The 20466-nt window shown below is 68.2% G+C and carries 21 protein-coding genes and 1 tRNA gene; 20 read left to right on the top strand and 2 right to left on the bottom strand.

The annotated features are described in order from the left end of the window. Positions 1-10 precede the first annotated feature (10 nt). From sp36 to ABIE24_RS16975, 3 genes are all read left to right on the top strand, one after another. Positions 11-169 (top strand): Sp36 family protein, encoded by a 159-nt coding sequence (sp36, locus tag ABIE24_RS16985; RefSeq protein ID WP_354501943.1) that lies wholly within the window; start codon positions 11-13, stop codon positions 167-169. Then, entirely contained in the window at positions 169-630 is a 462-nt protein-coding gene (locus ABIE24_RS16980; protein WP_354501940.1) for a RidA family protein, read from the top strand. Before sp36 ends, ABIE24_RS16980 begins: the two co-directional genes overlap by 1 nt. 218 nt (positions 631-848) lie before the next feature. Then, positions 849-1676 (top strand): endonuclease domain-containing protein, encoded by an 828-nt coding sequence (locus ABIE24_RS16975; RefSeq protein ID WP_354501937.1) that lies wholly within the window; start codon positions 849-851, stop codon positions 1674-1676. 172 nt (positions 1677-1848) lie between these two features. Here ABIE24_RS16975 and acs read toward each other — a convergent pair whose 3' ends face one another. Then, the gene (acs, locus tag ABIE24_RS16970; RefSeq protein ID WP_354501935.1) at positions 1849-3825 is read right to left on the bottom strand and encodes an acetate--CoA ligase; all 1977 of its coding nucleotides are present in this window, start codon (positions 3823-3825) and stop codon (positions 1849-1851) included. Between the two features lie 415 nt (positions 3826-4240). On the opposite strand from acs, the gene ABIE24_RS16965 reads away from it, so the two are divergent. From ABIE24_RS16965 to ABIE24_RS17685, 5 genes are all read left to right on the top strand, one after another. After that, positions 4241-5380 carry a TadA family conjugal transfer-associated ATPase gene (locus ABIE24_RS16965; protein WP_502916297.1) on the top strand — a complete coding sequence of 380 codons (1140 nt, stop codon included), beginning with the start codon at positions 4241-4243 and terminating at the stop codon, positions 5378-5380. Then, complete coding sequence (locus ABIE24_RS16960; RefSeq protein WP_354501933.1) at positions 5377-6447, top strand: type II secretion system F family protein; 1071 nt, start codon at positions 5377-5379, stop codon at positions 6445-6447. Before ABIE24_RS16965 ends, ABIE24_RS16960 begins: the two co-directional genes overlap by 4 nt. Positions 6448-6556: 109 nt before the next feature. Then, positions 6557-6754 (top strand): DUF4244 domain-containing protein, encoded by a 198-nt coding sequence (locus tag ABIE24_RS16955; RefSeq protein ID WP_354501930.1) that lies wholly within the window; start codon positions 6557-6559, stop codon positions 6752-6754. Positions 6755-6756: 2 nt separating this feature from the next. Continuing rightward, the gene (locus ABIE24_RS16950) at positions 6757-7218 is read left to right on the top strand and encodes a TadE family type IV pilus minor pilin (protein WP_354501927.1); all 462 of its coding nucleotides are present in this window, start codon (positions 6757-6759) and stop codon (positions 7216-7218) included. 275 nt (positions 7219-7493) lie between these two features. Then, a complete protein-coding gene (locus tag ABIE24_RS17685; RefSeq protein WP_502916296.1) occupies positions 7494-7853 on the top strand; it encodes an Rv3654c family TadE-like protein in 360 nt (119 codons plus the stop codon). An 84-nt stretch (positions 7854-7937) separates the two neighbouring features. Here the strand turns inward: ABIE24_RS17685 and ABIE24_RS16940 are convergent, their stop codons facing one another. After that, positions 7938-8180: a hypothetical protein gene (locus tag ABIE24_RS16940; protein WP_354501921.1), complete on the bottom strand. Its 243-nt coding sequence runs from the start codon at positions 8178-8180 to the stop codon at positions 7938-7940. A 118-nt stretch (positions 8181-8298) separates the two neighbouring features. Here ABIE24_RS16940 and topA point away from each other — a divergent pair, with 118 nt between their 5' ends. From topA to ABIE24_RS16880, 12 genes are all read left to right on the top strand, one after another. Further along, positions 8299-11151: a type I DNA topoisomerase gene (topA, locus tag ABIE24_RS16935; protein WP_354501918.1), complete on the top strand. Its 2853-nt coding sequence runs from the start codon at positions 8299-8301 to the stop codon at positions 11149-11151. Then, positions 11151-11786 carry a dTMP kinase gene (gene tmk / locus ABIE24_RS16930; RefSeq protein WP_354501915.1) on the top strand — a complete coding sequence of 212 codons (636 nt, stop codon included), beginning with the start codon at positions 11151-11153 and terminating at the stop codon, positions 11784-11786. Before topA ends, tmk begins: the two co-directional genes overlap by 1 nt. Positions 11787-11838: 52 nt before the next feature. Next, positions 11839-11997, top strand: a complete 159-nt coding sequence (locus ABIE24_RS16925) for a hypothetical protein (RefSeq protein ID WP_354501913.1) — start codon at positions 11839-11841, stop codon at positions 11995-11997. A 410-nt stretch (positions 11998-12407) separates the two neighbouring features. After that, positions 12408-13550, top strand: coding sequence for a DNA polymerase III subunit delta' (locus ABIE24_RS16920; RefSeq protein WP_354501910.1), 1143 nt, complete (start codon positions 12408-12410; stop codon positions 13548-13550). A gap of 51 nt (positions 13551-13601) precedes the next feature. After that, positions 13602-15161, top strand: coding sequence for an alpha/beta hydrolase (locus ABIE24_RS16915; RefSeq protein ID WP_354501907.1), 1560 nt, complete (start codon positions 13602-13604; stop codon positions 15159-15161). Between the two features lie 68 nt (positions 15162-15229). Further along, positions 15230-15305 (top strand) — tRNA-Thr (locus tag ABIE24_RS16910). Positions 15306-15403: 98 nt separating this feature from the next. After that, entirely contained in the window at positions 15404-16012 is a 609-nt protein-coding gene (locus tag ABIE24_RS16905) for a Pr6Pr family membrane protein (protein ID WP_354501904.1), read from the top strand. Positions 16013-16045: 33 nt separating this feature from the next. Further along, positions 16046-16519, top strand: coding sequence for a VOC family protein (locus ABIE24_RS16900; protein ID WP_354501901.1), 474 nt, complete (start codon positions 16046-16048; stop codon positions 16517-16519). Positions 16520-16580: 61 nt separating this feature from the next. Then, a complete protein-coding gene (locus ABIE24_RS16895) occupies positions 16581-17069 on the top strand; it encodes a hypothetical protein (protein WP_354501898.1) in 489 nt (162 codons plus the stop codon). 52 nt (positions 17070-17121) lie between these two features. Then, positions 17122-18108 (top strand): Gfo/Idh/MocA family protein, encoded by a 987-nt coding sequence (locus ABIE24_RS16890; RefSeq protein ID WP_354501895.1) that lies wholly within the window; start codon positions 17122-17124, stop codon positions 18106-18108. A 32-nt stretch (positions 18109-18140) separates the two neighbouring features. Continuing rightward, a complete protein-coding gene (gene dacB, locus ABIE24_RS16885) occupies positions 18141-19652 on the top strand; it encodes a D-alanyl-D-alanine carboxypeptidase/D-alanyl-D-alanine endopeptidase (RefSeq protein WP_354501892.1) in 1512 nt (503 codons plus the stop codon). Positions 19653-19734: 82 nt separating this feature from the next. After that, positions 19735-20337: an isochorismatase family protein gene (locus ABIE24_RS16880; RefSeq protein WP_354501889.1), complete on the top strand. Its 603-nt coding sequence runs from the start codon at positions 19735-19737 to the stop codon at positions 20335-20337. The last annotated feature ends 129 nt before the right edge of the window (positions 20338-20466 follow it).

The following is a 20466-nucleotide window of genomic DNA, read 5'->3' as shown; positions in this document are numbered from 1 at the left end:
AGAGGAAAACATGCCCCGCTGGGAGTACATCACCACCCCGTTGATGATCCATAACACTGCCGCCATACTCAACAACTGGGGCAGTGACGGATGGGAACTGGTGCAGGTCATCAACGGCCCCGAAGGCGGCCTCGTTGCGTACCTGAAGCGCCCCGTGGCGGATGCCTGATGTCGCGTATCGCGGATCGTCTCGCTGAACTGCGGCTCACCCTCCCCACCGTCGCGCCGCCCGTCGCCGCGTATGTCCCCGCCGTGGTGCACGGTAACCTCGTCTACACCTCGGGGCAGCTGCCCTTCATCGACGGCGCCCTGCCCGCCGCGGGCAAGGTCGGTGCCTCCGTGTCGGCCGAGGATGCCCAGGGTTACGCGGCGACCTGCGCGCTCAACGCGCTCGCTGCCGTCGAGAGCGTGATCGGCTCGCTGGATCGGGTCACCCAGATCGTGAAGGTCACCGGTTTTGTGGCATCCGACCCGTCGTTCACCGGCCAGCCCGGAGTGATCAACGGCGCCTCGACCCTGCTCGGCGAGATCTTCGGCGACTCGGGCGTGCACGCCCGGTCGGCGGTCGGTGTCGCGGTTCTGCCGCTGGACTCCCCGGTCGAAGTGGAGCTCGTGGTCGCGTTCGCGTAGCCCGTGCTGGCCCTCGGCCTGAGATAAGGAAATAGGCGCCGGATAAGGATGCTGTCGGTACAGCGTCCTTATCCGGCGCCTTTCTCCTTCTGCCGTGCTGTTCTCGGCCGAGCCGCCTGGTCGCCGAGACCCCTCCACAAGCCCCCGGGCGGGGCCCTGTTGTGCACCGGATGCGGTGTGCCGGCCCCTTTGCGGCCGGCTATCCGGACGATGGGTGCATGGAATTAGAAACCTGGCTCGGCGCCAGAGGCGGCATCGCTCATCGGTCGGACGTGCTCGAGGCCGGCTTCACTCGCTATCGCATCGACGCGGCACGTGCCGCCGACCGGGTGCGGATCGTTCGGCGGCAATGGCTGTACACCCGCTCGTGCGACCCCAGCCTCCTTGCCGCTGCAACTGCGGGCGCGCGCCTCACCTGCGTGAGCGAGGCGCAACGCCGGGGGTTGTGGACCATTCCGGACGGACGGACCCACCTCGCCGTCGCGAAGAACGCTGTCATCGGTGCAGACCCGGCCAGACGGCTGCACTGGGGCGCGGGGCCCATGCCCACTGGTCCGCGGCAGTTGAGTGAACCCGTCGGCAACGTCCTGGCTCATATCGCTGACTGCCAGCCGTTCGAGAGCGCGGTCGTCGTCTTCGACTCCGCGCTGCGCTCAACAGCCCTGACCCATGCGGAGATCTCGAGATATCGCACACGGTCGCCGGCATTCCGTCTGCTCGTCGACGCGACGAGCATGCTCTCCGATTCCGGCATCGAATCGCTCCCGAAAGTGCGACTGAAACGAATCGGCGTCGAGATGGACCAGCAGGTCGTCATCGACGGTCACCCGGTCGACGGCCGGATCGGAAGGCGCCTGTTGATTCAGGTCGATGGCTATGGTCCGCACTCCGGGGCCGAGCGCCGGCGCCGCGACCTTCGGCAGGACGCACGACTTACGCTCATGGGATTCACCGTCCTTCGCTTCGATTACACGCAGGTCATGTTCGACTGGCCGTTCGTGGAAGCCACGATCCTTGCTGCCATGGCGCAGGGTCTTCACCTGTGATCGTGGCCGCCAGTGGCCGCCGTGGCCGCCAGTGGCCGCCGTGGCCGTCGTGGCCGTCAGCACGGCACAAGGAAGAAACCCCGGGATAAGGCCGAAATCTCTCACGGCATCCTTATCTCGGGGCTTTTTCCTTATCTCCGGCCGACCGAAGCCGGCGGCACATCGCGCGCCGCTACTTCGCCGTCACCTGCCCGGTGATGATCTGCATCACGGTCGCGTCGGCGAGGGTCGTCGTGTCGCCGACCTCGCGGCCCTCGGCGACATCGCGCAGCAGGCGCCGCATGATTTTGCCCGACCGGGTCTTCGGCAACTCGTTGACCACGAACACGTCACGGGGGCGCGCGATCGGGCCGATCTGCTCACCGACGTGCGCGCGGAGAAGGGCCGCGATGTCGTCGACCGCAGCCGACTCATCGAGCATGCTCTCCTTGATGATGACGAACGCCACTACGGCCTGCCCGGTGGTATCGTCGTGCGCCCCGACCACGGCGGCTTCAGCGGTGAACGGATGCGCCACGAGGGCGGACTCGATCTCCGCCGTCGAGAGCCGGTGGCCCGAAACGTTCATCACATCGTCCACGCGGCCGAGCAGCCAGATGTCGCCGTCGTGGTCGAGCCGGGCGCCGTCGCCCGCGAAGTAGAGGTTCTTGTCGCCGAACTTCTCCCAGTACGTCTCCTTGAACCGCTCCGCGTCGCCCCAGATACCGCGCAGCATCGACGGCCACGGTTCGGTGACCACGAGGAGCCCGCCGTTTCCGCTGCCGACGTGCTGACCGTCGTCGTCGACCACGTCGATGCTGATGCCCGGGATCGGAACCTGGGCGCTTCCGGGTTTCGTCTCGGTGATGCCGGGCAGCGCTGAGATCATGATCGCGCCGGTCTCTGTCTGCCACCAGGTGTCGACGACCGGGGCGAGTTTCGCGCCGATGACCTTGCGGTACCACATCCACGCCTCGGGGTTGATCGGTTCGCCGACCGAGCCGAGCAGTCGCACGCTCGACAGGTCGAACTTCTTCGGGATCTTCCGGCCGAGCTTCATGAACGAACGGATGGCGGTGGGCGCGGTGTAAAAGGTGGTCACCTTGTACTTCTCGATGATTTCCCACCAGCGGCCGGGGTGCGGTGTGTCGGGCGTGCCCTCGTAGAGCACCTGGGTCGCGCCGTTCGCCATCGGACCGTAGACGACGTAGCTGTGCCCGGTGACCCAACCGACGTCTGCCGTGCACCAGTAGACGTCCGACTCCGGCTTCAGATCGAACACCATCTTGTGGGTGAACGCGCACTGGGTGAGGTATCCGCCGGAGGTGTGCAGGATGCCCTTCGGCTTGCCGGTCGTCCCCGAGGTGTACAGGATGAACAACGGGCTCTCAGCCGGGAACGACTGCGCCTCGTGCTCCGCGCTCGCCGAAGCCATCTCCTCATGCCACCACAGGTCGCGGTCGGTCCACTCGATCTCGTTCTCGCCGCGCTTCACGACGAGCACGTTGGTGACCGACTCCTGGGGGCCGAGCTCTCCGCGGGCCTGCAGCGCGGCATCCACGGCCGGTTTCAGTGCCGATACCTTGCCCTTACGCCAGCCGCCGTCGGCAGTGATAACGAGTTTCGCGCTGGCATCGTCAACCCGCGATCGGATGCTGTCGGCACTGAATCCGCCGAAAATCACCGAGTGCACGGCGCCGAGTCGGGCGACGGCGAGCATCGAGATGACCGCTTCGGGGATCATCGGGAGGTAGATCGCGACGCGGTCGCCTTCGCCGATGCCCAAACCGGCGAAAACGTTCGCCGCCCGTTTGACCTCTTCGGTCAGCTCGGCGTAGGTGAGCGTCCGGCTGTCACCTTGCTCGCCCTCCCAGTGGAACGCCACACGACCGCCGTTGCCTGCCTCGACGTGCCGGTCCAGGCAGTTGTAGGCGACATTGAGGCGACCGTCGTCGAACCACTTCGCGAAGGGCGGGTCCGACCAGTCAAGAGTGCGGGTGAACGGAGTCTCCCAGGAGAGCAGCTCACGGGCCTGCCGAGCCCAGAATTCGAGACGGTCGGCTTTCGCCTCGTCATAGAGAGCGGCGGTGGCCACGGCGTTTCGAGCGAACTCCTCACTCGGAGGAAACTTGCGGTGTTCGTGCAGGAGATTGTCGATCTGTGTGTTCATCTTGTGGCTACTCGCTCCTTTGCGGCTGGTTCACGGCGTCATCACTGTGGGGCTCTTACAGACTGTACTCCGATCCACGTGACCCCTCTTAGGGGCGTTGACCGGCAAAAATACACCGTTTGAGGGCTGTCCACTGTTTGGGGGACTAAAAAGGGTCCCCCACGTCTTGCGCAGGCGTGGTTTCCGCGTACACTTGGGCTCGGCCGAATTCTTAATTCGTGCGTGCGACGCGCAGATTCCCCCCAATCGAGCGTCGCGTGTGGCGGCATCCATTCCCCCCAATGGGTGTCGCCCTCTAACTTTTCCGGGTCGCGTATCGCGACGCGACTCCCTCACATCGACCCCGTCTTCGCGGGTTGTCCACGGATGCCGTCCATCCCGTTCCGGGCCCTGCTCCGGTGCCTAATCTGGCTGCATGTCCGACCGGTTCGTGGCCCAGCCATTGCTCGGGGCAGTGCCCCCTAGTGGTGCTGCGCCGCGCGAAATCGACCGAACGGCGGCGGGCGAGCGCCGCGACCGGAACCGGCCGGCCATGTCGGGCGGGCGGGTGCTCTCCGACGGAATCCGCGCGGGCCCCGACTCGCTCGGCGACGCCCGCCTCGCCCGGATGCGGCTCGCCGCGGAGTTCGGGCCGCTCGCGCCCTACCTGATGGGTGCCGACGTGACCGACCTCTTCGTCAACGGCGACGGCGGGCTCTGGATCGACCGGGGTGGCGGTCTGGAACGGGATGCTGCGTGGTCGCTGGCCGAGCGCCCGCTGCGTGAATTGGCGGTGCGGCTGATCGCGCTCGGCGGTCGCCATATCGACGAGACAACGCCCTGCGTCGATGTGCGCCTGCCCGGTGGCATCCGGGTGCATGCGGTGCTGCCTCCGGTGTCGGTCGGCGGCACCCTGCTCAGTGTTCGTGTGCCACAGGTGCGCCGGTTCCGGCTCGCTGACCTTGCCGCCGCAGGCATGTTCGGCGAGGACGCCGGCGACGTCGTCAACCGGCTGCGGGCAGCGGTTGCCGAACGCGCGAATCTGCTCGTCACCGGGGCGGCGGGTTCCGGCAAGACGACCCTGCTCGGAGCCCTGCTGGCCGAGGCGCCCCACGACGAACGGATCGTCGCGATCGAGGACGTCGCCGAACTGGGAGTGGAGCATCCCCACTTTGTGTCGCTGGAGTCACGCCAGGCGAACCTGGAGGGCGCCGGGGCGATCGGCCTGGAACGGTTGCTCCGGGAGGCGTTGAGAATGAGGCCCGACCGGCTGATCGTGGGCGAATGTCGAGGTGCTGAGGTGCGGGAGTTACTCGCCGCGCTGAACACCGGGCATGACGGCGGAGCGGGAACCCTGCATGCGAATTCGCTGCAGGACGTGCCTGCCCGGGTGGAGGCGCTCGGCGCCCTCGCCGGAATGACCTCGGATGCCGTCGCCCGGCAGACGGTGAGCGCGATCGGCCTGGTGCTGCACCTCGAGCGGGAAGACGGTGTTCGGCGACTGGCCCAGGTCGGGCGATTCGAACTCGAGGCGAGCGGGCACCTGGCGATCCGGTCGGAGTCTGGAGGACGATGACGAGCACTGATCGAACGCCGCCGATCGAACGGGTGGCCGGGGTGACCGCGAGGCTCGCTGTCCTCCTTTCGGCGGGCGTCCCGCCAGTGGCAGCATGGGGCTACCTCGCAGCAGACGACGTCTCGGCTGGGCCGGGCGCGCGCTCTCGATCCAATTCCGACCCGGCCGGAATCGGAAGGGTTCTCAGTGCCGCGGCGGCTGCCGCGCAGAAGGGCGCCGACGTGGCCGTCGCCATCGCCGAGGCAGCCGCAGATACTCCGGAGAAGCAGCCCCGAAAGCTCCGGACCCGACTGCCCCCGACGGACGCCTGGCTGACCGTTGCTGCGGCATGGTCGGTCGCGACAGAGACCGGGGCGCCCCTCGCCGGGTGCCTCCACGAGCTCGCCAGATCCCAGCGAGCGCTCGGTCAGGCGCAGCGTGACATCGACGCCGCCCTGGCCGGGCCCCGGTCGACGTCCAGGCTGGTTCTGATGCTCCCGGTCGTCGGGCTGCTCTTCGGGGTCCTGCTCGGATTCGACACGGTCGGAACCCTCGTCGGCACCGTGCCCGGGTGGTTCTGCCTCGCCGGGGGAACGCTGCTCATGCTCGCCGCATGGCGCTGGTCGAGGGCGATGGTGAGCCGATCGACGCCGAGGTCGAGTGCCCCTGGTCTGGCGATCGACCTCACCGCGATCGCGATGTCGTCCGGAGCATCCGTCGACCGCGCGGTCGCCGTGGTGGAGTCCGCCCTCGCCCGATTCCAGCAGTCAGAGCCCACCCGGCCGTCTGCCCGACGGCGGGTCGTGAGCGACTCGCCGCGGCTGGTGGGCTCGTCGGCAGACGGCGCAGCGATCCGGGGGGTCTTTGCCCTGTCGCGGGCTGCGGGGGTGCCCGCCGCCGACCTGCTGCGCGCTGAGGCGGATCAGGCCAGACGGAACGCACGGTCGAACGCCCAGCAGGCGGCGGCCTCCCTCGCCACCCGGCTCATGCTTCCGCTCGGCCTCTGCATTCTGCCGGCGTTTCTCCTGGTCGGAGTGGCGCCTCTGATGTTGAGCGTTCTCTCCTCCACAGTGCGGGGGATCGGTTGAGCTTTCCACCGTTTTCGGTGCGACGGCGACGGGCGCCGCTGGGATTGCGACGATGGAGGTCCTCGTACCTGGACCACCCGATTTCACTGTGCAGAAGGAGAACAACGACATGATGCGGCTACGAGAACGGGCTCGGCGAGCACGGATCCGATTCGCTGACGACAGCGGCGCGGCGACGGCAGAGTACGCCATCGCGACGATGGCAGCGGTCGGTTTCGCGGGGTTGCTGGTGGTGATCATGCGCTCGGATGAAGTCCGTGGCATCCTCACCGACCTGGTCCGCCGGGCGTTGACCGTCAACGGCTGACCATGCGCCTCCCAGGGTTCGGCGGCGACCCGGTTCGGGCCGGTCGCCGCCGTTCATCGCGAGCGACCAGCCTCGGGCGGGTCACGGACCGATCCGGGGCGCTGCGCGAGTGCCGCAGCGGGCCGGGGCCGCAGGAACGGGGCAGCGCGGCAGCCGAGTTCGCGGTGGCGATCCCCGCAGCCGTCCTGGTGCTGGGCTGCTGCCTGGGCGCCATCCAGGTCGCCTCGCAACAGGTGCGGCTGACGGATGCCGCCGCAGACGCCGCACGCACGCTGGCCCGGGGTGACCCACTAGGCGTTGCGACCGAACGGGTGCACCGGATCGACGCGTCCGCAGCGCTCAACACGACGACCGCCGGGGACTTTGTCTGCGTGCAACTGAGCGCTCCGGCCGGATTCGGTCCGGCCGCGATCGCGGGCGTGCGCGTCCGGGCGTCGGGCTGCGCGCTTGCCGGCGGGCTCTGAGACGGGCGCTTGCGAAGACAGCGCGTAAGAAAGGAGAACATATGCACGTTGAGCGAAGAACTCACCGGGCCCGGGGCCCGACGGACTTGTGCCCGCAGGCTCAGACAGCTCAGACAGCTCAGACAGCTCAGACAGCTCAGGAAGCTCGGGCAACTCGGGCGACTCGGGCAGTTCAAGCGCCCCGAGCGCCCTGCGCGGCCCGGGCGGCCCGGGCGGCGCGCGCGGCTCGGCTAGGCGCCCGCGGCAGGACCACCGCGGAGGGCGGATCGGGATCCGTGCTCGCGGTCGCCCTGGTCGCGTCGGTGCTCATCCTGACGGGGCTCGCGTTGCCGCTCAACGCGGCCCTGACGACACGCCAGTTGACCGCGAACGCAGCGGATGCGGCGGCACTCGCCGCGGCCGACACGGCGTCGGGGCTGGTGCCGGGCTATCCGTGCGCGAACGCCGCCGAGGCGGCCCGGCTCAACGGCGCCGTTCTTGGCGAGTGCACCGTGAGCGGCCTCGAGGTGCGGGTCACGGCCACCCGGCAGGTGCTCGGCGTCGTCGTGAGCGTGGCGTCGCGAGCCGGACCGGCACCGGCTGAAGCCGGGCTGCAACCGAAAGGGCAACTCGAACGGGCCCCACCCCCCGGGTGACGGCACGCAGCAAGCGGGCTTCACCCCGGGTGACGTCGCGAGCGGACCTCACCCTGCTGGTCGCCGCAGGCAGCACGTGGAGCGCTACGCCTCGTCGAAATTCGTGGTGAGGTACCGATAATTGACGGCTGTGGGGCGCTCGGAGTCCTCCGACTCGAACTCCTGACCGGACGTCCGGGCATAGACGTAGGTCTTGCCCGCCTGCGCCGCGATGTCAACCGTCGGCCGCGGATCACCCGACTCGAGGAAGTCCGCTGAAAGCGTTTTTCCTTCAAGCGGCCCGTCAGTGAGCTTTGCCGTATAAGTACTCGTCGTTGATCCACTCATGTCCCCATTCTGCTCTTTATCCGGTTCTTATCAAGTGGGCAGGCGGATGGTACGCCGTCGGCTGATTAGGTGCTCACAGGGAAAGGGTGTGTATGGTGTGCACGACGAAAGGAGTCGGGTGCCAGGCACAAGAACATTGGTCATCGTAGAGTCGCCGACCAAAATGAAGTCGATCGCCGGGTACCTCGGCGACGGCTATGAGGTACTCAGTTCCGTAGGACACATCCGTGACCTTGCCGAGCCGAAAAACCTCCCGGCCGATCTCAAGAAGGGTGCTTTCGGCAAGTTCGCCGTCGACATCGAGAACGACTTCGAGCCGTTCTACGTGGTCTCCGACAACAAGAAGAAGACCGTCGCGGATCTCAAGCGAGCTCTGAAGAACGCCGACGAGCTCCTCCTCGCAACTGATGAGGACCGCGAAGGCGAAGCCATCGCATGGCACCTGCTCCAGGTTCTCCAGCCGAAGGTCCCCGTCAAGCGGATGGTCTTCCACGAGATCACGAAGGATGCCATCCTCGCGGCCGTCGGCAACACCCGCGACCTCGACGTCGCCCTCGTCGACGCCCAGGAAACCCGACGAATCCTCGACCGTATATATGGGTATGAGATCTCGCCTGTTCTGTGGCGCAAAGTCGGTCCGAGCCTCTCCGCCGGTCGCGTGCAGTCCGCCGCCACCCGCCTCATCGTCGAACGCGAGCGGGAACGCCTGGCCTTCACCGCCGCCGAGTACTGGGGCCTCACCGCCCAGGCCGCTCCCGCCCCCGACGCCACCCACTTCGAGGCGCGCCTCGTGCGCCTCGACGGCGAGCGCATCGCCACCGGTCGTGACTTCGACGACACCGGAAAGCTGACCTCCAAGGCCGTTCCCCTCGACGAGCAGTCCGCGCAGGCGATCGCCGCCGCACTGGCCGCACCCGGGGCATCCGCCGTCGTGTCGAAGGTGGAGTCGAAGCCGTACTCGCGTCGTCCCGCCGCTCCGTTCACCACGTCGACCCTGCAGCAGGAGGCGGCACGCAAGTTGCGCTTCTCGGCCCGGCAGACGATGAGCGTCGCCCAGTCGCTGTACGAGAACGGGTACATCACGTACATGCGTACCGACTCGCCGGCACTCTCGAGCCAGGCGATCAAGGCCGCGCGAGACCAGGCGACCGCGCTCTACGGTGCCGACACCATTCCAGACAAGCCCCGCCTGTACAGCGGCAAGAACAAGAGCGCGCAGGAGGCCCACGAGGCCATCCGCCCCTCCGGTGACACCTTCCGCACGCCGTCGTCGCTGACCGGCAGCCTTCGCGGCCAGGACTTCAAGCTGTACGAGCTGATCTGGAAGCGCACCGTCGCCAGCCAGATGGCCGACGCCAAGGGCCAGACCGCCACGGTGACCATCGAGGCGCAGGCCGACGGCAAGACCGCGGAGCTGACGGCATCCGGAACGGTCATCACGTTCCGCGGATTCCTCCACGCCTACGAAGAAGGCCAGGATGAGGAACGCAACGCGAGCGACAACGCTGCCCGTGAAGCGAAACTGCCGCCGCTGACCGAGGGCCAGTCGCTGCTCCTCACCGACGTCGACGCCAAGGGGCACGAGACCTCGCCGCCCCCGCGCTACACGGAGGCGAGCCTCGTCAAGACGCTCGAAGAGCTGGGGATCGGGCGTCCGTCGACGTACGCGCAGACCATCGCGACGATCACCGACCGCGGCTATGTAACCGCGCGCGGCCAGGCGCTCATCCCGTCGTGGATCGCGTTCAGCGTCGTTCGGCTGCTCGAGGAGCACTTCAACGACCTCGTCCAGTACGACTTCACCGCTGAGATGGAAGAAGACCTCGACCGGATCGCCGGCGGCGAGCAGGACCGCACCGACTGGCTCAAGTCCTTCTATTACGGCAGCGACCAGCACCGGGGCCTGCGCACCGTCGTCGACAACCTCGGCGACATCGACGCTCGCGAGATCAACTCGCTGCGCCTCAACGACGAGATCACCATCCGGATCGGCAAGTACGGTCCGTACCTCGAAGTGACGGATGCCTCGGCTCCCGCCCAGGCGGACGGCGAACCGGCCGTGCCGCGCCGGATCAACATCCCCGAAGACCTGGCCCCTGACGAGCTGACCCTCGCCAAGGCGCAGGAGCTCATCGACGCGCCGGTGCTCACCGACCGCGTGGTCGGCGTGAACCCGGAGAACGGCAAGGAGATCGTCGCGAAGGACGGCCGGTTCGGCCCCTACGTGACCGAACTCGACCCGGAGCCCGAGGAGGAACCCGTCGTCGACACCGCCACCGGCGAAGTGACGGATGCGCCGAAGAAGAAGGCGCCCGCGAAGAAGAAGGCTGCCGCGGTGAAGCCGCGAACGGCATCCCTGTTCAAATCGATGTCGCTCGACCAGATCGACCTCGACACGGCGCTCAAGCTGCTGTCGCTTCCGCGCGTCGTCGGACTCGACCCGGAGACCCAGGCGGAGATCACCGCCCAGAACGGCCGGTTCGGACCGTACCTGAAGAAGGGCACCGACTCCCGCTCGCTCGAGAACGAAGACCAGATCTTCGAGATCGATCTGCCCGCCGCCCTCGAGATCTTCGCGCAGCCAAAGTACGGCAATCGCCGTGCGTCGAGCGCGCTCAAGGAATTCGAGGCCGACCCGGTCAGCGGCAAGCCGATCAAGGTGAAGGACGGCCGGTTCGGCCCGTACGTCACCGACGGTGAGACGAACGCGACGATCCCGAAGGCCGAGTCGGTCGAGGAGGTCGACTTCGACCGTGCCGTGCAGCTGCTCGCCGACAAGCGGGCCAAGGGGCCGGCCGCTCCGCGCAAGAAGGTACCCGCGAAGAAGCCCGCCGCGAAGAAACCTGCCGCGACCAAGAAACCGACGGCCGCCGCCGCGAAGAAGGCTGCTGCCGCGTCGAAGACCGGCGTTTCGACGGCCAAGAAGCCTGCCGCCCGCAAGCCGGCTGCGAAGCCGGCCGCGGCAGAGTAATGGGGCGAACGGATTCGTATCCCGGGCTGTTCATCACCCTCGAGGGTGGTGACGGCTCGGGCAAGTCCACGCAGGCCGCCGAGCTCGAATCGTGGCTGGGGCAGCAGGGCCGCGAGGTCGTCCGCACCCGCGAGCCCGGCGGCACCGACGTCGGTGTGGAGATCCGCGAGATCGTGCTGCATCACCGGGGCGACATCGCCCCGCGGGCCGAAGCGCTGCTCTACGCCGCCGACCGGGCCCACCACATCGCCACCAAGGTGCGCCCAGCCCTCGAGCGCGGAGCCGTGGTGCTTCAGGACCGGTACATCGACTCGTCCGTCGCCTACCAGGGCGCCGGGCGCGACCTCGGCATGGATGAGATCCGCGACCTGTCGACGTGGGCGACCGGCGGGCTCATGCCCGACCTCACGGTGCTGCTCGACCTCGACGAGGACGCCGCCCGGCTGCGCCTCGACTCGGCCAGGACCCGCTTCGACCGGCTCGAGAATGAAGCATCCACGTTCCATCGCCGGGTGCGGCAGGTCTACCTCGAACTGGCCGCCGCCGAGCCGGACCGCTTCCTCGTCCTGGATGCCACGGATGCCATCGCGACGCTCGCCGGCAGCATCCGTTCGCGGGTGGCTCCGCTGCTCTGACGCGTCCCCGGCTCGCCCCGGCCGAGTTGGTTTGCTCAAGCGGACTGTTTGGGTGCCACGCCGGACGGCGGTGGCCGGTGACGGCGTGCCGGCCAGTCCGTGCGCGTGGCGGGAGGGTGCTGGGCGGCGGGCGCTCCTCGTCCTGGATGCCACGGATGCCGTCGCGACGCTCGCCGGCAGCATCCGTTCGCGGGTGGCTCCGCTGCTCTGACTCGTCCCCGGCTCGCCCCGGCCGAGCGGGTTTGCTCAATCGGACCGTTTGAGCGACACGCCGGACGGCGGTGGCCGGTGACGGCGTGCCGGCCAGTTCGTCCGCGTGGCGGGAGGGTGCTGGGTCGCGGGCGCTTCCTCGTCCTGGATGCCACGGATGCCGTCGCGACGCTCGCCGAGCAGCATCCGTTCGCGGGTGGCTCCGCTGCTCTGACGCGTCCCCGGCTCGCCCCGGCCGAGCGGGTTTGCTCAATCGGACCGTTGGGGTGCCACGCCGGACGGCGGTGGCCGGTGACGGCGTGCCGGCCAGTCCGTCCGCGTGGCGGGAGCCTGCTGGGTCGCACCTGAACGGTCGCTCCCAGGAGGCCGTGCGCCGCCGGGAAGGTCGGGGGCTCCCGGTAGGCTGGGATCATGGCCACCTGGAGCGACGTCATCGGGCAGGCAGACGCTGTCTCCCTGCTGCGCGACGCCGCCGCCGACCGCGGGGGAGAAGCCCACGGCGCGATGACCCACGCCTGGCTGATCACCGGGCCGCCCGGATCTGGCCGGTCGAACCTCGCCTACGCCTTCGCCGCGGCCCTGCTCAGCCGGGAACCCGACGGTGATTCGGCGACCGCGGCGCAGGTCGATGCCCGCACCCACCCCGACCTCACCGTCCTCGCCACGCCAAACGTCATCATCAAGATCGACGAGGTGCGCGAACTCGTGCGGAGCTCGTACTTCGCCCCCGCCGTCGGCCGGTACCGGGTCATCGTCATCGAAGACGCCGACCGCATGGTCGAGCGCACCTCCAACGTGCTGCTGAAGGCCCTCGAAGAACCGCCTGAACGCACCGTCTGGGTGCTCTGCGCGCCGAGCGAGGCCGACCTCATCCCCACGATCCGGTCCCGCGTGCGCGCCATCCGCCTGCGCGTTCCCGACATCGCCGAGGTCGCCGACCTCATCGTGCGCCGCGACGGCGTCGACTTCGACCTGGCCGAACGGGCGGCGCGTCACGCCCAGTCCCACGTCGGCATGGCGCACCGGCTGGCGACGGATGCCGGTGCGCGCGCGAGACGCGACGAAACCCTGGCGGCTGCCCTCGGCATCCGCTCAGTGTCCGATGCCGTGCTCGCCGCCGCCCGGATGCTCGCCATCGCCACCGATGACGGCAAGGCGTACACCGAGCAGCGTGACGCCGAGGAACGCGAGCACGCGCTTCGGTCACTGGGCGTCGAACCGGGGCAGACGCTGCCGCCTGCGCTGCGTTCCCAGATCCGCAACCTCGAAGAGGACCAGAAGCGCCGGGCGACCCGGAGCCTGCGCGACGGACTCGACCGCATCCTCGTCGACCTCCTCTCGCTGTACCGCGACATCATCATGATGCAGCTCGGGCGCTCCGAGACGATCATCAACCGGGAACTCTCCGACGCGCTGGCTCGAGCCGGGCAGGAGAGCACCCCGGCCGCGACGATGGCGACGATGGATGCCATCCAGCAGGCGCGCCAGCGCATCGAGGGCAACGTCGCGCCGGCCCTCGCCCTTGAAGCCATGCTTGTCTCGGCAATCCGATAGCCTCATGGCCGTACGCCCCCCGAATCCCGACCCCGCAGGAGAGACATCTTCGTGACCAGCCCGATCACGCCAATCCGCCGACGCACCCGGACGGTTTTGCTCGCACTCTCTGTAGGGCTGGCGCTGACCCTGAGCGGCTGCGTCACCGCGTTCTTCCCCGGCGCCGGATCGGCGACCTCCACTCCGACCGGTGAAGACGTCGTTGCGGACCTCCGCCCGTTCTACGAGCAGCAGCTCGTCTGGGAGAGCTGCCACGACAAGATGCAGTGCACAACGGCGAGCGTGCCGATGGACTGGGAGAACCCGGGCAGCGGAGAGATCGAACTCGACCTCGTGCGCAAACAGTCGGGCGGCGACGCGATCGGCTCGCTCCTGGTCAACCCTGGAGGGCCCGGAGCATCCGGGTTCGATTTCATTGCCGACAGCGTCGACTACGCCACCGACGCCCGGCTGCAGGCGAACTTCGACATCGTCGGCTTCGACCCGCGCGGCGTGAACCGGTCGACCCCGGTCTCGTGCCTCGAGTCCGCTGAGATGGACGATTACCTCTACGGGATCGCCGACGGCGAGCGGGGCAGTGAGACCTGGATCACCGAGGTGACCGCGAGCGCCCAGGAGTTCGGTGCCGCGTGCGCCGAGAACACCGGCGCGCCTCTCGAATTCGTCGACACGGTCAGCGCCGCCCGCGACCTCGACGTTCTCCGTGCCGTGCTGGGCGACGCGAAGCTCAACTATCTGGGCTATTCCTACGGCACCTTCCTCGGCGCCACCTACGCCGACCTGTACCCCGAGAAGACCGGCAGGCTCGTGCTCGACGGGGCGATCGACCCGTCGTCGAGCTATTACGAGGTGAACGAAACCCAGGCGATGGGTTTTGAGAGCGCCCTCGCCGCGTACCTCGACGATTGCATCGGCGCCCGAGACTGCCCGTTCACCGGGAGCACCGAAGAGGGGATGTCCACGATCGCCGCGCTGCTGGCATCCGTCGAGCAGACCCCGATCAAGAACATCGACGGCCGGATGCTCGGTTCGAACGCGCTGCTGACGGCGATCATTTACCCGCTCTATTTTCCTGCCGGTGGGGGCTGGCCCGTGCTCAGTGAAATGCTGGCATCCGTCATGAACGGCGACGCCGAGTACGCGTTCACGTTCGCGGATGCCTACAACGGCCGGGAAGAAGGCGGCACCTACTCCGACAACAGCTCCGAGGCCTTCATCGCATACAACTGCCGTGACTACACCCACAACGCCGACCCGGCCCACATGGCCACCGAAGCAGCGCAACTGGTCGAGGCGGCGCCGGTGATCGGCCCGTACTTCAGTTACGGCGACATCGGATGCTCCAACTGGCCGTACCCGGACGGCGCCGCGCGCGACGAAATCCGGGCCGAGGGTGCTGCGCCGATCCTCGTGATCGGAACGACCAACGACCCGGCGACCCCGTATCTCTGGGCCGAAGCGCTTGCCGGTCAACTCGAGAGCGGCGTGCTCGTCACGTATGAGGGCGAGGGGCACACCGGGTACAACAAGGGCAGCGACTGCGTGAACGACGTGGTCGACGACTACCTGATCGACGGCGTCGTGCCCAGCTCTGACCCGCAGTGTTCTTAACTCCTCCAAAGACCGGGTAAGATCGTTAGCTGTGCGTCGCAGCAGCCCTCGGGCTGAGCGAATCACGCGCCGCCTTAGCTCAGTCGGCAGAGCGTTTCACTCGTAATGAAAAGGTCGTGGGTTCGATTCCCACAGGCGGCTCCAGAAGACCCCCTCCTCGCGAGGGGGTTTTGTGGTTGTACGATACCTAGCACTCAGTCCGTCCGGAGGGCAGGTGCACCGTTCACTTCCTCATTGTCGCTGTGAGACTCGTCGCTCTCGGTGTCACGGTGTGGGCGCTTCTCGCCCGGACGAGCTGCTTTTACATCTACGGCACCTGCGTCGCTGTCAACGTGCTGAGCTACTTCACGATCCAGAGCCACGTCATCATGAGTATCGCGCTGGTCCTGGGTGTGACGTTCGCGCTACGACGTTCGCCCGAACCGCCGTGGCTCTCCACGCTCCGGCTGCTGGCGACGACCTACGTCGTCGTCTCCGGCGGCATTTTCGCCCTGCTCATCGTCGACGCCGCCCGCTCGCCGTTCCTGCTGCAGGCGTCGATCCCGACGCAGCTTCTCCACTTCATCCTGCCCGTGTACGCGGTCTGGGATTTCGTCGTGCTCACCCGCGACGCGCTCCCGTTCAGGACCGCACTACTGTCGCTGGGATTCCCTGTCGTGTGGGCCGCGTACACGCTGGTGCGCGGCCCGTCGGCGAACTGGTACCCGTACTTCTTTCTCGATCCCGACGAGGCGGGCGGTTACGGAATGATCAGCTTCTACGCGCTCGGCCTCAGCGTCGTGATTCTCGCAGTGGCATTCGCCCTGGTGGCGAGCACCCGGATCGGTGCGCACCACCTTCCTTCCGGCTGACTGCGGGTCGACGCCGCACGATTGGGACGGCGGATGCCGCGAATCAAGCGGCATCCGCTTCGGTACCGTGCGCTCGCAGTACATTCGAAGAGCACCGTCGGAGCCGATGGCGTGATCACCGAAGCAAAGGAGTGCGTTGTGGACATGCGACTCGAACTGGTCCCGTTGGTGTCGGCCGATGTCGACCGAACGAAATCGTTCTACGAAGAAAAGGTGGGGTTCCACGTCGATCATGACGTCGAACCAGGCAACGGCATGCGTGTCGTGCAGCTGACCCCTCCCGGATCCGCGTGTTCCATCGTGATCGGTGTCGGGATCAGCGAGCCCGGGGCTTCACCCGTGCGCAACCTGCATCTGGTGGTCGATGACGTCGAGGTGGCACGGGAGATGCTCGTCGGCAATGGAGTTCCCGTGTCCGAGATCGCCGACCTCGGCGGCGGGGTTCGTTACGCGTACTTCAGCGACCCCGACGGCAACTCCTGGGCGCTGCAGCAGATCGACAGGTAGCTGCGGCGTCGGCCGCCTTTGACGCGGCGCCGATGTCGGTCGTTGAAAGTACTCTCGGGTCATGCCCGACCTGTCCACCGTCACAGCCCCCGTCGAATGGGTCGTCACCCACTCGGCGGCGAAGGAACCGATCGCCCTCGTGCGGCGGCTCCGGCTCGGGTCGGCACGGGAACTGTACTTCCGCGCCGTCACCTGGCATCGGGATGCCGCGCGGCGCGAGCTGGTCGGCTACTGGGGCTCGCTCGAAGAGGCTGTGCAGAACGTGTACGGGCTGTACGAGCGGTCGCTTCCGCCCCAGTTCCTGATGACCGGCGGCGGAACCACGAGGCAGCCGGCGCCGCTGACGAAACCGAAGCCGCCGCCGGCATCCGCCCGCCCGGAGACGCCGGCGTCGTTGTCGTCTGCGGTGCAGGGTCGGCCGGGAGGCGAACGGCGGATGCCGGCACTCCAGGGAAGGACGGCCGTGCGACCGCCGGCTCCGGCATCGCGACCGTCCCCGGCATCGCGACCGTCCGCACCGGCGCGCCAACTCGTAACGGCGGGGAGGTGATCGATTTGTTGTGAAAATCCCCATTTAGCTGAGGTACCACTAGTCTGAATCGGTGACTACTACTGGGCTCCGCTGGGGCATTCTCGGGCCGGGCGGCATCGCCCAGGCATTCGCCAACGACCTCGTCCTCAACGGGCTGACCGTGCAGGCTGTCGGTTCCCGCCGTGCTGAAGTCGCGGCTGCGTTTGCGGAGAAGTACGACGTGCCGAACGTGCACGCGAGCTACGAGGCGCTCCTCGCCGACCCCGAGGTCGACGCCATCTACATCGCGACGCCGCACCCGTTCCACGCCGCCCAGGCGTTGCTCGCGCTCGAAGCCGGCAAGCACGTGCTCGTGGAGAAGCCGTTCACCCTCTCCCAGGCGGAGGCCGAGGCGGTCACCACCCGGGCCCGCGAACTCGGACTCGTGGTGCTCGAGGCGATGTGGACCCGGTTCCTGCCGCACATGGCACGCATCCGCGAGATCCTCGGCGAGGGGACGCTCGGCGAGCTGCGGTCGATCGTGGCCGACCACACGCAGAACCTCCCGTCGGACCCAGCGCACCGGATCAACGCGCTCGAGCTCGGCGGCGGCGCCCTCCTCGACCTCGGGATCTATCCGATCTCATTCGCCAGCGCCGTTTTCGGGACCCCCGCGCAGGTCACGGCATCCGCTACCTTCCGGGGAACCGGCGCGGACGCCGCCGTTGCAACGGTCTTCACGTATGGCGATGACCGCATTGCGACGACCCTCTCGGCGAGTAACGCTCACGGGCCGAACGTCGCGAGCGTGATCGGCACCGAGGGGCGGATCGACATCGACTCGGTGTGGTACTCGGCGACCTCGTTCACCGTCTACAACAACGCCAACGACGTGCTCGAAACATTCACGTCGAACGTCGTCGGCCGGGGGATGCAGTTCCAGGCGCTCGAACTCGAACGGCTCGTCGCCGTCGGCGAGCTCGAGTCCGACCTGCTGCCCCACGCCGAGACGGTGTCGATCATGGGAACGCTCGACGAAATCCGCCGCCAGATCGGTCTCGTCTACCCGGGTGAGTGACCCGGGCGGCGGGCTCCCGGTAGCATCATCGGGTGTCCACCTCCCTGCCCAGCGGACCGGGCGAGACTGAGCGAACGACTCCGGTGACGGATGCCGCTTCGAGCGCGCCCGCGACCCCGCCGGCGCACCGGCGTGGTGGCGTCGCGGCCGTGCTGGGGCGGCACCGCGCCGCGTGGCTCGTCACAGCGTCGGTCGCCGCGTTCGCCCTGCTCGGCGGAGGCGCCGTCGCGCTCGGAGCAGCCACCGCGCCGGCCGGCGTTCCGGTCGCCAGTACTGCCGTCCCCAGCCGGACAGCTACTCCCACCCCGACGCCGCCGCCCCGCCCGGTGCCGACGGTCGAGCAGGTCGCCTCGCCGCTGCGCACCTGCTCAGTGGCCCCTCTGCTCACCGACAGCCGGTTCGGCACATTGCAGGCGCAGGTGCTGCGAGCCGACGGGCAGGTGATGTTCGAACGCGACGCCGGGACGGCATCCCAGACCGCGAGCTCGCTCAAGGTGCTCACCGCCGCCGCCGCACTGAACGTACTCGGTCCGGACTTCCGAGCCTCCACCCGGGTCGTGGCGGGAGCCGAGCCCGGCACGATCGTGCTCGTCGGCGGGGGAGACCTCACCCTGACCCGGTTGCCCACCGGCACGGAACCGGTCTACACCGGCGCGGCACACCTCGACGACCTCGCCGCGAAGACGAAGGCGGCCTGGGAGGCCCAGTTCCCGGGCACGCCGATCAGCCGCATCGTGCTCGACTCCAGCTATTTCGGCGGGAAGACCTGGGGCGACACGTGGCCGCCCACGGAGCGCGGCACTGGCTGGCTCTCGCACATCACCGCGCTGCAGGTCGACGCCGACCGCGCCGATCCCCGGGTCTTCCTCTCCCCGCGGGGCGACGACCCGATCGGCCGGGCCGGAGCCGCCTTCGCCCGGTACTTCAACGATGTCCCCTTCGAACAGGGAACGGCGCCGGCGGGAGCCGCCGAACTGGCATCCGTCTCGTCGCAGCCGCTGTCGACCCTCATCCCGCAGTTCCTGATTCCGTCGGACAACTCGCTCGCCGAGATGGTCGCCCGCCACGTCGCGATCCGACTCGGTATCGGGAACACCATCGGCGCCCTCGCGACGGCGATTCCGCAAGCACTCGACGTGTACGGGATCGACACGTCCGGGGTGAGGATCGCCGACGGCTCCGGGATGAGCCGCAACAACGCGGTGGCGCCATCGTATTTCACCGCACTGTTCCTGAAGATCCACGCGCGAGAAGGCACGCTCGGCATTGTCCTCGACGGGCTGCCGGTCGCCGGGCAATCCGGAACCCTCAACTACTCGAACCGGTTCTTCGGCGACAACGCCGTGGCGCGCGGGCACGTGCGCGCGAAGTCCGGGTCGATCTCGTCTGCGTACACGCTGACCGGGATCATCGACGCCGCCGACGGCTCGACCCTCATCTTCGCCATCTTCGCCACCGGCCGGGTCGGCGCCGAGGCCCGTACCGCCATCGACACCCTGGCGACGGCGTTCTACCGGTGCGGCGGCAACCTCTCGAACACGTGACGGCGTCCCGCGAACGCCGGGGCAGACACCGCACAAACCACGGCGGTACCCTGAAGGCGACTGCTGAGACCGGGAGGCCATCATGACCAGGGCGCTGTTCATCATCGACGTGCAGAACGACTTCACCGAGGGTGGTGCGCTGGGCGTCGACGGCGGAGCCGCCGTGGCGGCGCACCTGACCACGTACCTTGACCGTGCCGCCGACACCTACAGCATGGTGATCGCGTCACGGGACTGGCACAACGCCGAGGGCGACAACGGCGGGCACTTCGCCCCCGCCGGCGAGGAACCGGACTATGTCGACACCTGGCCTCCGCACTGCCTCGCCGGCACGCCTGGCGCCGAGTACCACCCGGCGTTGGATCAGTCCCGGATCACCTTCCACGTCAAGAAGGGGCACGGTGAACCCGCGTACTCGATCTTCGACGGGCACGTCGACGGCGGCGCCTCGGACGGCGCGACGGTCACGGAGCTGCTCGAGGAGCACGGTGTGACCGAGGTCGACGTGGCCGGGATCGCCACGGACTATTGCGTGCGGGCATCCGTTCTCGATGCCGTCGAACACGGCAGGCACGTGCGCGTCTTCACCGACCTCATCGCCGGGGTCGCGCGCGAGACCAGTGACGCCGCCATCGCCGAGATGGGCCACGCGGGCGCGATCCTCGTGTCCAGCGACTCTGACTGACGTCGGGCGGCTGGCTCGAGCGCATTGACGGGAGCGAGTTGCCACGACCTGTCGTGCGCGGGGTCGAGTGGCCCAATTTTGTTGTTCGGGGGCGGTGGGAGCGACAGAGTGTGGTGATTCACCTCGCGG

Origin of the sequence: Mycetocola sp. 2940 (assembly GCF_040548835.1) — a bacterium.
Classification (GTDB): Bacteria; Actinomycetota; Actinomycetes; order Actinomycetales; family Microbacteriaceae; genus Mycetocola_A.
The sequence above is the reverse complement of the archived record's forward strand: the minus strand, read 5'-3'. Positions and strand labels throughout refer to the sequence as shown.